The 13,769-nt window shown below is 50.1% G+C and carries 8 protein-coding genes and 1 other RNA gene; 4 read left to right on the plus strand and 5 right to left on the minus strand.

Going from position 1 to position 13,769, the window contains the following annotated elements; translation table 11 throughout:
- Positions 1 to 96: 96 nt before the first annotated feature.
- The 4 genes from ffs (at position 97) to RGU75_RS15160 (ending at position 5,485) form a co-directional block, all read left to right on the plus strand.
- Positions 97 to 195: signal recognition particle sRNA small type (ffs, locus tag RGU75_RS15145), an RNA gene on the plus strand.
- A 271-nt stretch (positions 196 to 466) separates the two neighbouring features.
- The gene (locus RGU75_RS15150) at positions 467 to 1,609 is read left to right on the plus strand and encodes an efflux RND transporter periplasmic adaptor subunit (RefSeq protein ID WP_322237257.1); all 1,143 of its coding nucleotides are present in this window, start codon (positions 467 to 469) and stop codon (positions 1,607 to 1,609) included.
- 150 nt (positions 1,610 to 1,759) lie between these two features.
- Positions 1,760 to 4,861, plus strand: a complete 3,102-nt coding sequence (locus tag RGU75_RS15155; RefSeq protein WP_322237259.1) for an efflux RND transporter permease subunit — start codon at positions 1,760 to 1,762, stop codon at positions 4,859 to 4,861.
- A 42-nt stretch (positions 4,862 to 4,903) separates the two neighbouring features.
- The gene (locus RGU75_RS15160; RefSeq protein WP_322237260.1) at positions 4,904 to 5,485 is read left to right on the plus strand and encodes an isochorismatase family cysteine hydrolase; all 582 of its coding nucleotides are present in this window, start codon (positions 4,904 to 4,906) and stop codon (positions 5,483 to 5,485) included.
- Between the two features lies 1 nt (position 5,486).
- On the opposite strand, the gene RGU75_RS15165 is transcribed toward RGU75_RS15160, so the two are convergent.
- The 5 genes from RGU75_RS15165 to RGU75_RS15185 form a co-directional block, all read right to left on the minus strand.
- Positions 5,487 to 6,881 (minus strand): heavy metal sensor histidine kinase, encoded by a 1,395-nt coding sequence (locus RGU75_RS15165; RefSeq protein WP_322237262.1) that lies wholly within the window; start codon positions 6,879 to 6,881, stop codon positions 5,487 to 5,489.
- Positions 6,878 to 7,570: a heavy metal response regulator transcription factor gene (locus tag RGU75_RS15170; protein ID WP_322237264.1), complete on the minus strand. Its 693-nt coding sequence runs from the start codon at positions 7,568 to 7,570 to the stop codon at positions 6,878 to 6,880. Before RGU75_RS15170 ends, RGU75_RS15165 begins: the two co-directional genes overlap by 4 nt.
- A 156-nt stretch (positions 7,571 to 7,726) precedes the next feature.
- Positions 7,727 to 10,888: an efflux RND transporter permease subunit gene (locus tag RGU75_RS15175; protein ID WP_322237266.1), complete on the minus strand. Its 3,162-nt coding sequence runs from the start codon at positions 10,886 to 10,888 to the stop codon at positions 7,727 to 7,729.
- On the minus strand, positions 10,885 to 12,051 hold the full coding sequence (locus tag RGU75_RS15180; protein ID WP_322237268.1) for an efflux RND transporter periplasmic adaptor subunit: 1,167 nt from the start codon (positions 12,049 to 12,051) through the stop codon (positions 10,885 to 10,887). The genes RGU75_RS15175 and RGU75_RS15180 overlap by 4 nt, the downstream gene beginning before the upstream one ends.
- A 16-nt stretch (positions 12,052 to 12,067) precedes the next feature.
- Positions 12,068 to 13,657, minus strand: coding sequence for an efflux transporter outer membrane subunit (locus RGU75_RS15185; protein WP_322237270.1), 1,590 nt, complete (start codon positions 13,655 to 13,657; stop codon positions 12,068 to 12,070).
- Positions 13,658 to 13,769 lie beyond the last annotated feature (112 nt).

The following is a 13,769-nucleotide window of genomic DNA, read 5'->3' on the forward strand; positions in this document are numbered from 1 at the left end:
TCTAGTTGGTCGTATTCAATTAAATTTTTGATGAAATGGCAGCGTTGCCACGAAAAAAAAGCTGCCATTTGTCGATGATGCGGTACAATTCGTGTTGGCGGGCCCCTGCGCATTGTGGCATGGTGAATCTGGTCAGGTCGGGAACGAAGCAGCCACAGCTATTTCCCGCAAGTGCCGCAGACAAGGCTCGCCTCTTAATTTATCGCAGTTTTTCTTGATATGTTCTCTATCCGCACGTGCTTGAGCGCTAGCCAAGCTTCATTTAGCTGAGAATTGCATCGCCAGTATGAAGTTGTTATTGCTGGTTTCTGCATCCTACGTCTTAAATAATAACGATGATACAGGTTCGGTCTGCGACAGAAATGTTGCTGGCTTCAATCCGGTTGTTTATTTCTTCTTGTTTATTTTGCGTTATATTTGCAGGATATTTCAATTTGGTCGTATCTATACTTTTCAGAATCCTCCTATGCGCGTCTCTTATAAGTATTCTCTTATTTTAGCGGGACTGGCATTAATCTGTTCGGCTGGTTATGTTGGTATGCGCGGAAAGCCTCCTGGCACTTCAACAGTAAGTGAACAAGCTCCGCAAATGGTTAGAACCAGTATCGCGGAACAAAAAACGGTGCCGATTACGGTTTTTGCGAACGGATATGTTACCGCTATCAATACCGTAGACGTTCGCCCTCAAATCCAAAACGTAGTGCGACAAGTCCACGTACTGGAAGGGCAGGACGTCAAGGCCAACCAGCTTCTGTTTACCCTTGATGATCGTAGCGATACGTCAGGTGTTGACAAGGCGCGGGCGCAACTGGCTATGGATAAAGCCAATCTGAATGACGCGGAAATGGTGTTAAAGCGCAATCAGGATTTGCTGGCGCAAAAATTTGTCTCGCAAGCGGTGGTGGATAGCGCGACGAACAAAGTTAATTCTCTGCGTAGTGTGGTTCAAGCGGATCAGGCCATGGTTCAGTCTAGTAGTATTGCTTTGGGTTTTAATCAAATTAAAGCCAGTATTAGCGGTCGCATCGGCGCTATCAGTGTACATCCCGGCAGTTTGGCCCAGCCGAGTGGCGTGGCGATGGTCACGATATCCCAGCTGGATCCGATAGCAGTCAGCTTTTCGCTCCCGGAAAAAGAACTCCAGTCGATACGCGCCAGCTATCCAAATGGCGATGCACCAGTTACGGTGCAAATATCAGCTAAGCAGCAGTTAGTAGGCAAACTCATTTTTATCGACAATACGGCCGATACGCAAAGCGGAACTATTCGGATGAAAGCGCAGTTCGATAACGCCAAGCGCATTATGTGGCCCGGCACCTATGTTAACGTCCGTCTTGTTTCCCGCACGTTGACCGACGCTGTCATTATTCCTGCGCAGTCTATTGTGACAGGCCCAACCAACAAATTTGTCTATTTGGTGAGTGCGGATAATACGGTCAAAATGCAAGCACTTGAGGTCGCTGAAATTGCGAATGGGCATGCCGCTGTGACCGGCCTGACTGTCGGTAGTCGGGTAGTTATTGAGGGTATGCAGAATCTGCGTCCCGGAGTATTGGTAAAAGAATCTCAGGCAAAACTACCAGCAACAGGGCCGGAAGTAGCTATATGATTTCATCACGCTCAACATTGCAAGTGCCAACTAACCTTTTTAGCGAAAAGTAAGAAGGCTAACACGGGGCAATCGCGAACTAAAGTCTGGTAAAAATCCGAACATGGCTGGTCCATGGTTGGTCCGACCTAATGAGCAGAAAAGATCAATGTGAATATATCCGAACTGTGTATCCGTCGTCCGATAATGACCGTGCTGTTATCGGTAGCGATCGTCGTACTTGGTGTTTTTTCGTATTCCAAATTACCGATCGCCGCGCTACCAAGCTATAACACGCCGGTGATTAACGTCAGCGGGTCATTGCCCGGTGCAAGTCCGGAAATCATGGCGGCATCGGTCGCTACACCCTTGGAAAAACAATTTTCGACGATACCAGGTCTGTCGACGATCAGCTCTACCAATACCCTCGGCAGCACGTCCATCACGCTGGAATTTAACGCCGACCGTGACATTGATGCGGCAGCGGTTGATGTGCAGGCGGCACTCTTGCGTGCCCAACGCAATTTGCCTGTGGAGATGACCTCTTTACCGGCCTATCGCAAAGTCAATCCAGCTGATGCGGCAGTGTTATTGCTGGGATTGACGTCTCCGTCGCTTTCTTTAGCGGACTTGAATGACTACGCAGAAAATCTGATCTCGCCTTCGCTGTCGACCATCGCCGGTGTTGCGCAGGTGGCGGTGTATGGCCAACGCCGCTATGCAGTGCGCGTGAAAGCGAAGTCGGATCAATTAGCCGCACGTAACATGACCATGGACGAATTAGCGATTGCCATCAAAGCGGCGAACGCGAATAGTCCGGTTGGGGTATTGGATGGACCACGTCAAAGTTTAACTATTCAGGCCAATAAGCAATTGGCTAACGCGGCAGCATTCTCTGATCTGGTGATCAAAAGCCAGGATGGTTCCAGCATGCGCCTCAAAGATGTGGCCGAGGTTGAAGATAGCGTCGAATCCACCAAAAGCGGAAGTTGGGTGAATGGCGAACCATCCATCGTACTAGCCGTTCAGCGTCAGCCCGACGCTAATACGGTAGCGGTGGTGGATGCGGTAAAGGCCACTTTACCGCAATTTAAGTTGCAAATGCCAGCGTCAATTAACGTACATATATTAAACGATAGATCAGTCTCAATCAGAGATGCGATTGCCGACGTTAAACACACATTGTTGCTGACGGTGGTGTTGGTTATATTAGTTATTTTTCTATTTTTGAAGCGCTTGTCGGCGACGGTAATTCCCGTACTTTCGCTGCCGATTTCATTGATTGGATGTTGTGCATTGATGTTGTGGTTTGGGTATAGTCTGGACAACATATCCTTGCTGGCAATTACGATCGCGGTTGGTCTGGTGGTGGATGACGCCATTGTGATGCTTGAAAATATCGTCCGTTATGTTGAGCAGGGAATGGACCCGATGACTGCTGCGCTTAAAGGGTCGAAAGAGGTCGGATTTACGATCATCTCTATTTCCATCTCACTGGTCGCGGTCTTCATCCCGATCTTTTTTATGCCTGGCGTGATAGGCTTGATGTTTCATGAATTCGCTGCTGTCGTCTCATTGGCGATTATGGTTTCAGCGGTCGTGTCCCTGACATTGGTGCCAATGTTGTGCAGCCGTTATTTAAAACATCAAAATCACGAGCAAGATGGTTGGTTAAGTAAGGGCTTTGAACGCGGTTTTCACGCGGTACTGAATACCTATACGCGCGGTCTCGATTGGTGTTTGATGCATCGGCATTGGGTATTGGGTGGCGCGGTCGCAACATTTGTTCTAACCGGCGTTTTATTTGCCACAAGTCCCAAAGGTTTTTTCCCCACAGAAGATATCGGACAGATCGGCGCTACGGTTGAAGGGCCGCAAGATATATCGTATCCGGCCATGGTTAACATGGTACGCAATGCTTCAGAAATTATCGGAAAAGACGTCAATGTTGAGAGTGTGACTTCGCGCGTCAGCGGCACCAATAGTGGTTCGTTGTTCATTGGTTTGAAAGCCCGCAAGGACCGCGCGACCATGGATCAAGTATTGGAGGGACTCCGTGCAAAATTGAGTGGTGTAGCCGGCATGGCGGTATATATGACACCGGTACAAAATTTGCGTCTCGGCGGTCGTTCCAGTAAGAGTCGCTATCAATACACGCTACAAAGCGTGCGCGCTGACGAGTTGACCGAATGGGCAGAACGGATACAAGTAAAAATGCGCGCTGATTCAATGTTCCGCGACGTTACCAGTGACTCTCAAATGAATGGTCTGCAAGCCAGCATTAACATTGACCGTGATCGCGCCAATGATGCTGGTGTTCAGATTGATGACATTCGTACCGCACTTTACAGCGCTTATGGCGACCGTCAGGTTTCCACGATTTTCACCAGCAGTAATAGTTATCAGGTTATTTTACAAGGCAACAATTCCGGTCATCAGGATGAGGCCGATCTCAGCAAAATTTATCTGCGAAGTAAAACCGGCATCTTGGTCCCCTTGCTCAGCGTGGCCACCGTGAAGCGCGAACCGACAGCGCTTTCGGTGAATCATCAAGGGCAATTACAGGCGGTCACCATTTCCTTCAATCTTGCACCGGACGTGCCACTTGGCAACGCCAGTCAAAAGATTGATCTGATTAAAGCAGAGTTGAGTCTTCCCGCCAGTATCATTGCAACTTACGGAGGTGACGCCGCAGTGTTTCAATCATCACAAAGTAGTCAGGTTGTTTTGCTTGTGTTGGCGGTTGCTGTGATTTATATTTTGCTCGGCGTACTGTATGAAAGTTATATTCATCCGATCACGATTTTGGCGGGTTTGCCATCGGCCGCGATTGGCGCTTTATTGGCGTTACGTATTTTTGGTTTCGAACTGACGCTGATTGCCACAATCGGTATTTTGATGCTGATTGGTATCGTTAAGAAGAACGCGATTATGATGATTGACTTTGCACTAGACGCCCAGCGTAGCCAGGGTTTGAGTCCGGTTGAGGCGATCCGTACTGCCTGTATTTTACGGTTTAGACCAATTATGATGACCACTTTGGCGGCCTTGATGGGAGCGATTCCTATTGCCTTAGGCCTGGGTGCTGGTGCGGAGTTGCGCCAACCGCTCGGCGTGGCGATCGTTGGCGGATTATTAGTTTCTCAAGTGATCACGCTGTTTATTACGCCTGTGATTTATTTATTGCTGGATCGTTACAGTGGCACTGGGCCGTTGCAGTTGATTGGTGACAAGCTTCCGCCAAAGGTGCAGCAAAGTCCTCAGCTGAGTTAGCGCTCAACCATGCCACAAACACCATAATCTGAACGGGTGACTATGTCTGACGCTTTAACAATCAATCCAGCTCGCAGTGCGTTACTGGTAATGGATTTTCAGGCACCTATTTTAGGTTTGCTAAAAGATCCGACACCCGTTCTGACGGCAACTGCTGCAACCATCGCCGCAGCACGCAAAGCTGGTTTACCTGTCATTTACATCGTGGTCGGATTTCGTCCCGGACATCCGGAAGTCAATGCACGCAATAAAATGTTCAGTGGGATCAAGAGTGCGGGATGGTTGGTCACGGACTCACCCGGCGCAGATATTAACGCAGCAGTTAAGCCCGCAGTCACGGATGTGGTGCTGCTCAAACATCGGGTTGGCGCTTTCAGCACGACTGCGCTTCAGACTATTCTAAAAGCGCGTGATATTGATACATTGCTGTTGTGCGGCGTCTCTACCAGCGGCGTCGTATTGTCGACTACCCGCGATGCGGCAGATGCTGACTATCGACTTTTTATTGTAGAGGATGGTTGCGCAGACCCAGAAGCGGAGGTTCATCAATTGCTGATGCAAAAAGTATTTCCGCGTCAGGCCGAAGTAGTGCGCTCGGAGCAAGTGTTAGCTGCACTGGCTTAATTTAGCTTTTTAATGGTTGAACTGCGGTTCGTACGCTAAATCCGATCGTCGTCATGCCGTCCGTGCAGGACGCAAATACGCTACCGCCATGCATTGTTGCCACCGCTCGGACTATCGCCAGACCCAGTCCGTAGCCATGCTGTTGGCCTTGATCGTGGCGTGCAGCATCTACGCGATAAAAGCGATCAAATAATCGGTTTAAGTGTGATTCTGGAATCGGTTCGCCCGGGTTCGAAACCGCAATTTGTATCACGTCGTTTTGCTGCGTGATCGTCACGATAATCTGTGCTTCGGCGCTCGAATGTTGAATCGCATTTTGTAGCAGATTGCTCATGGCGCGACGAAATAGCGCCGTTTCTATAGGCGCTTCTACGTTCACATCGCCAGCGATACACACCGTCATGTGAGAATCATCCAGAATGCATTCAAAGAACTCCACTGTTTTACTGACTTGAAGCGCGATCGACGCCACAATCAGACCCGTAGCGTGCGTTCCCTGGTCTGCTCGTGCTAGAAATAGCATATCGTTGATGATCGACCGAACGCGTTCCAGATCCTCCAAATTCGATTGCAATACGTCTTGGAACTCAGGTGCAGTGCGCTCTCGCGAGAGAGCAACCTGAGTAGCACCGATTAAATTTGCCAATGGTGTGCGTAGCTCGTGCGCAACATCCGCATTGAATCCTTCAAGTTGTGTGTACGCGTTTTCGATCCGGTCAAGCGCACCATTAAAGGTCGTCGCCAAATTCGATAGCTCGTCTGGTAATCGGGCGACTTGCAGCCGCTGAGAGAGCGCTTTTGGACTCAGTATCTGGGCTTCGTTGGAAAGTTGTTTCAATGGGCGCAAGCCAACTTGGGCGATCCAATAGCCGAATAACATGACAAGTACAACACCCGCCAGCGACAAACTGATCAACGCAATGACGAACGCACGCAAGGTATGAAAATATGGTTCTGAGTCTATACCGACGATCAAACGGACAGGCGGTCGTTGCTCAAAAGCGTCAATGGTTTTGGTCATCGTTAGTAAGGGATATTCGCGCTTGCGAAGCTGCATGGTGCCCAAGCCATCACGATCCCGCTGCAAATCGTCTATTTCAGCCAACCCCCTACCGTACTGAAAGTGGGAGTCGTCGCTTAAAACCCAGAACCGTCTACTGCCGTCGGTCGGCGTTAGAGTATCCAGTTTTGCCTGAACACGTGGCCAGCGTTCTGCGCTGCCGTTATGTTCAATCATGTACTGCATGTCTTGGAATATCGTATGCAATTCTTCTTGCTGATGTCGTTGAAGTTCGCTGTGGACGACGCTGTAAAGAGACGCGCCGATGAGTGAAAACGTCAACAAAGCAGCGGCGGCAAACATCGCTACAAGACGGACTGTAATAGAGCGCTTCATTCGGACTTTTCATCCTTCCTCAGTTCCAACACGTAGCCCATTCCGCGAATGGTGTGGAGTAACTTTGGACTAAATGGTATATCCATTTTGGTTCGAAGCCGTTTGATAGCGACTTCCACGACATTGGTATTGCTGTCAAAATTCATATCCCAGACCAGTTCGGCGATCGCCGTTTTGGATAAAATTTCACCTTGTCGGCGCGCGAGCACAACCAATAATGAAAATTCCTTGGCGGTCAGATCGATGCGGGTCGCACCGTCTCCGCGATAAGCTTTACGGCTCAGTAGATCAATTTGCAGATCGCCGATACGTAGTTGGACAGGTTCCTGGGTTCTCCCACGTCGGGTTAAAGCTTGCAGTCTCGCCAACAGTTCGAGAAATGAGAACGGCTTGATCAGATAATCGTCGGCGCCATCATGCAAACCTTTGATCCGGTCCTCAACGTGGTCTCGCGCTGTCAGCATGATGACCGGCGTGTGCTTGACGGTGCGCAGTGCGCGCAATACAGAAAATCCATCAATTCCGGGCAACATCACATCCAGCACGATGACATCGTAATCGTGTTGCAATGCTAAGTGCTGGCCATCGACGCCGTTGTGCGCCAGGTCGACTGTACAACCTTGTTCCGTCAATCCTTTAAAAAGATAATCGGCAGTCTTTAGTTCATCTTCGACTATGAGAATTTTCATACTTGGATCAGTCTCCGGTACTTCACTTATATTGTATCGGTAACGCTCACGGTACTTTTGGCGTATCTTAGATTCATCCAAAGTTACCGTGCTTGAAGCTCATTTAACAATAATTCGACAACACTTCTAGACCGATTAAAAAGCAACTCCCTATTGTTACTCAAGTACCGGCGAAGCGTTCTTTGCTGCTGCCTTACGTTCTTTGCGCTCTTTCTTACGACGTTCGTACCAGAAGTGAGTGCGATCCAGATACAGGTAAATGACCGGCGTGGTAAATAGCGTTAAGATTTGCGACAAAATCAAACCGCCCACCATTGCATAACCCAATGGACGACGCAATTCCGACCCTGCGCCGTGGCCTAGCATCAATGGCAATCCACTCAATAGTGCGCACATCGTCGTCATCATGATGGGACGGAAGCGTAGCAAGCAGGCCTGGAAAATAGCATCTTCCGGCGACATTCCTTTTTCGCGTTCGGCCGTGAGCGCAAAGTCCACCATCATGATGCCATTTTTTTTCACAATCCCGATCAATAATATGATCCCGATTAATGCAATCACACTGAGATCATAACCGCCTAACATCAAAATCAACAGAGCGCCGACTCCCGCCGAGGGCAGTGTAGACAGAATCGTCAGCGGATGGATGTAACTTTCATACAGCAAGCCGAGCACAATATACACGGCAACCAACGCTGCGGCGATCAAGTACGGTTGTGACGAAAGGGAATCGCCGAATGCTTTTGCCGCGCCCTGAAAGGCACCGCTTAATGTGTGCGGAACGCCCATTTCTTCTTGCGCTTTTTGAATTGCAGTAACGGCGTCGCCAAGCGCTACGCCCGGAGCCAGATTGAACGAAATCGTCACAGCCGGAAACTGACTTTGATGGCTAATCGATAGATAGCCGGTCTTGGTTGTGTCGACCTTAATAAAAGTTGATAACGGAATCTGTTGTCCGGTCAACGGCGAGGTCATGTACAACTTGTCAAATAATGCAGGATCGGTCTGCAATTTTGGCGTTACTTCGAGTATCACGTGATAACTGTTTACCTGCGTAAAATATTGCGCGACCTGACGCTGTCCAATGGCGTCATAAATAGTGGAATCAATCAACGCAGGGGAAATGCCAAAACTTGATGCACGTGCGCGATCAATGGTCAGGGTCGCCGTTGCTGCCGCATTTTGCTGATCGGAGGCGACATCGGTCAATGCCGGTAATTGACGGAAGCGCGCTAATAATTTTGGTGCCCACACATCAAGTTCTGATAAGGAGGAGTCGGTAATCGTATATTGATATTGGGTGCGGGATAAACGTCCTCCGACGTTAATATCCTGGCCGGCCTGCAAGAACAGATTGACGCCCTGAACTTTAGCAAGCTGCGGACGCAATCGTGTAATCACCTCGTCAGCAGTCGAAGTACGGCCTTCGTCTTTTGGCTTCAGGCTAATAAAGAAATTGCCAGTATTGAACGTTGTCTGCCCTCCGCTCATACCGAAACCGGTCACATCCGGATCCTCGCGAATAACGTCGGCAAGCTTCAACATTCTGCCATTCATCGATGCAAACGATGCATCCTGTGCGGACTCCGCAAAGCCGAAAATAAAGCCGGTATCTTGTTGCGGGAAAAACCCTTTAGGAATAATCACGAACAACACCACTGTAGCGACTAAAGTACAAATAAATACGCACAGAGTAATGAACTGATGGCGCATGACAACATGCAGACCGCGTTTATAGCCATCCAGCATCGCATCGAATCCGCGCTCAAATAATAGCGCCAGGCGACCGTGTTTTTCGTCATGATGATTGCGCAAAAAGCGTGAACAAAGCATTGGTGTTAACGTCAGTGAAATAATCACCGATATCACGATGGTCAAGGTCACAGTGATTGCAAATTCGCGGAACAAACGTCCAACAATGCCGCCCATCAGGAGCAGTGGAATAAACACTGCTATTAATGAAACCGAAATAGAAATAATCGTAAAACCGATTTCACCCGCGCCTTTATACGCTGCTTCCATCGGTGACATGCCTTCTTCCACGTAACGATAAATATTCTCCAACATCACAATCGCATCATCGACTACAAATCCCACCGCAATGGTGAGCGCCATTAGCGACAGATTGTCGAGACTAAAGCCGATCAGATACATAACCGCTGCTGTGCCCATTAATGCCAATGGCACGGTGACACTGGGAATTAATGTTGCTGGGATATTGCGCAGGAACATAAAGATAACCATCACCACCAACGCAATTGTCAGCATCAGCGTGAGTTCTACATCCAGCACGGATGCGCGGATTGTTTGCGTGCGATCTATCAGCGTGTTGACGCGCACCGAGGGTGGGATTGCTGCCTGCAAGCGTGGCAACGCGGCCTTGATCCGGTCGACTGTTTCGATCACGTTGGCGCCCGGTTGTTTGGTAATCGCCAGCACGATCGAGCGTCCATTGATCACTGTGCTGTCGGCTGGTGCGGCTTTACCTGCATAGGCCCAACCGGCAACTTTCATGTTTTCAGGCGCATCAATTGCAATACCGATGTCACTGACACGTATCGGCGCCCCGTTTTTGTACGCCAGCACCATGTCATTCCACGGTTTGGCTTTAAGTAATTGGTCGTTGGTATAGACGGTAAAGCTTTGCTTGTCGCCATCAATCGTACCTTTTGGCTGATTGACGGTCGTACTGGCTATAACGCCACGAATATCTTCAAGGTTCATGCCCAGCGCTGACATTTTGGTCGGGTCAACTTGAATCCGAATCGCAGGCTTTTGTGCGCCACCGATATTCACTAATCCAACGCCGGTAATCTGCGAAATTTGTTGCGCCAAAATATTATCGGCGTAATCGTTGACTTCAATTAATGGCAGAGTCGACGATTGCACAGCCATGACCAGAATCGGTGAATCGGCCGGATTAATTTTGCGGAAGGTAGGCGGGTTCGGTAAGTTAGCCGGTAGTTGACCGCTGGATGCATTAATAGCAGCCTGCACGTCAAGTGCGGCCGCATCAATATTCCGGTTTAAATCAAACTGCAGCGTAATTTGAGATGATCCAAGCGCACTGGCTGAGGTCATTTGCGATAAACCGGCAATCAATGAAAACTGACGCTCCAATGGTTGGGCAACGTTGGATGCCATGGTTTCAGGGCTAGCGCCCGGCAGATTCGCAGATACCTGAATCGTTGGAAAATCAACCTGCGGCAACGGGGCGACCGGCAACAACGGCCAGACCGCAACGCCTACCAGCATAATAGCAATCGCTAAGAGCGTCGTCCCAATAGGACGCTTTATAAAGGCTGCCGAGATGCTCAATTAGTCGCTCCTTTTGCTGGTGCGACCGGCGTATTGGTTTCAATAATCTTGACGCCAGGTTTGAGCTTATATTGGCCGTCAATGACCACCTTTTCGCCATTTGTCAGGCCGGTATCGATAACCGCTACACCTTCCTGTATTTGTGCGACATGCACCGACTGTGCTTTGACGCTAGTGTCGGGATTCACGACATAGACGTAAGTACCATCCTGACCGCGTTGAACTGCCGCGGCCGGTAACGTTAACGCCTGCGGGATGTCAGTCAGGTAGAGACGGACGTTGACATATTGTCCCGGCCATAACACATGAGTCGGATTCTCAAACGTTGCCTTAAGCTGCACTGTCCCTGAAGTGGTATCAATCTGGTTGTTAAGCAAAGTCAGGCGACCTGTGGCTAGTGCCTGATTACTCTGCCGATCATAGGCAGCGACTTTCAGCGGCAATTGATTTCCGTGAAGGGCCTTATTAATTGCTTGAAAGTTTTCTTCGGGCAATGTAAATAAAGTGGTGATTGGATCGATTTGGTTGATGACGACCAGACCATTGGTGTCCGTGGCGTGCACAACATTGCCTGCATCGACTAATCGCGCCCCGACGCGACCACTGATTGGCGCGCTGATAGTGGTGTAGCTCAGTTGCACCTTGGCATAACTGATCTGCGCATCGTCGGTTTGTATTGAAGCTTCGAGCTGCGTCACTAACGCTTTTTGCGTGTCGAGTGTTTGTTGGGTGGCAGCATCTTGCTGACGTAGCACGGTGTAACGTTGCAAATCCAGTTTGGCATTGCTGCTTAACGACTGGTCTTTCGCTTTTTGTGCTTGCGCTTGTTCCAGTTGTGCTTGCAATGCACGTGAATCGATTTGTGCTAACAATTGTCCTGCCCTCACATCCTGGCCTTCAATGAAAGCAACTTTCTGCAGTTGACCATCAATCCTGGTTCTGACGACGACCGTTGCATTGGCAGTGACGGTGCCAACACCGCTCAGATAAATTGGCATGTCTCGCTGTGTGACCAGCGCGGTTGTTGCTTCGACCGGTGGGATCTGATTAGCGACAGGAGCAACAACTTTGTGCTTTACCTTCCAGATACCGACAGCAATCAAAATCAAAAGAACAGCGCCAATGATATGTGTTGAGCGGCGGCGGAAAAATGGTGTGGACATGTGGTTACTCACGAAATTAATTGGTTTTATTAGTTTGGATAACGGGTTTGTTCTGAGTGTTTTGTGCGGTAGGGCCAATAGCAGGGCTATTTAGCGCATCCTTGTTCATGGCGTCTTTGCTTAAAGCGCGCACATCCCAACCGCCGCCGATGGCCTTGATCAAACCGACACTGGCTACCAATTGGCGTCCGCGTATTTGCACGGCGGTGCGAGCGTTAGTCAACGCTATTGTTTGTGCGGTGGCAACACTTAAGTAGGTCGTAGTACCAGCCTGGTATTGGCTCAGCGCTAACCGTTCAGACAGTTGCGAGGCAGCGACGGCCTGATCTTGCACGGTGCCCTCCTGATCCAGTACATGCAGCGTCGTCAGATTATCTTCGACGTCCTGAAAGCCGCCCAAGACCGTTTGTTTGTATTGTGCAACTGCACTGTCATAAGATGCGATGGCCTGATCACTATGCGCGCGCCGTAATCCGCCATCGAAAAGTGTTTGCGCCAGCGCACTACCAAGCGACCATACGCGGCCTGGCGTATCAAACCAGGTCGCCAGGCTGCCAGCAGTAAAAGCGCCGCTGGCATTCAGCATCAGGACAGGGAAATAGGCTGCCTTGGCAACGCCTATATTGGCATTGGCAAGCGCAGCGCGGCGTTCGGCGGCGGCAATATCCGGCCGTCGCTCCAGAAGATCAGAGGGCAGGCCGGGCGGGACGATGGGCAAATGCGCGACTAAAGGTGACAGTGAGGCGGACGGTATGGCGGGAAGCGAAAAGGCTGCCGGTGATTTACCGGTCAAAATGGCTATTGCGTGTTCCAATTGGCCACGCTGTGCGTTTAGATCGATAGCCTGCGCTTGGGCTGTTTTTAATTGTGCTTCGGCCTGCGCAACGTCAGAGCGTAAGGCGACACCTGCGTTGTACTGACTTTGAGTCAGTTTAAGCGAGCGCGTATAAGCCGCATCGGTGCGGGCATATAAATCTTTAAGTTGATCGGTTATCCGCAGTTGCAGATAATCTTGTGCCAATGTGGCCTGAATACTCAACCGTGCTGCAGCAAGATCGGCTGCACTTGCTTGCGTACCAGCTTCGCCTGATTCCACCGCGCGTCGCACGCCACCCCAGATGTCCGGCTCCCAACTGGCGTTGATAGAGGCATTGTAGCTATTGCCCTGTGAGGCCACGCCACTGCTGATGGTTCGCGCACGACCCGCTCCAATGCCGACGCCTGCGGTTGGCCAAAAACCTGAGCGAGCGACATCAGCGGTGGCACGTGCCAGACGATATTGGGCTTCCGCCTGACGGATATTTTGATTGGCACGATTGGCTTCAATGATGAGCGCATTGAGCGTGCTATCGCCATACATTTCCCACCATTGCTGGTTGGCATCGATTTGTTGCGGGGTTGCCGTTTTCCAGGCGGTATCTTCTTTAAAAGCGCTTGGAGTATCGATTTGCGGCCGTATGTAATTCGGCCCGACTGCGCAGCCACCCAATAGTGTAATCGTCAGTAATGTGACTGCGGTGACTGCGGCCGCCCTAACAGATACTTTTACGGCAGAAGGGCGGGTCAGATGGGCGTGTTGACAGGGATAAAATGTGGTCGAGGTCATGGCCTGCATTGAGCGGTTGGGCTATCGGACGGAATGCCCGTCCGTCAATGCAAGTAGCTGCCGGACTGGCATGTTTACCACCGTACTTTAAGCGCCGCCAAGGGACGACAGG

Origin of the sequence: Glaciimonas sp. CA11.2 (assembly GCF_034314045.1) — a bacterium.
In the GTDB taxonomy this organism is placed as follows: domain Bacteria; phylum Pseudomonadota; class Gammaproteobacteria; order Burkholderiales; family Burkholderiaceae_D; genus Glaciimonas.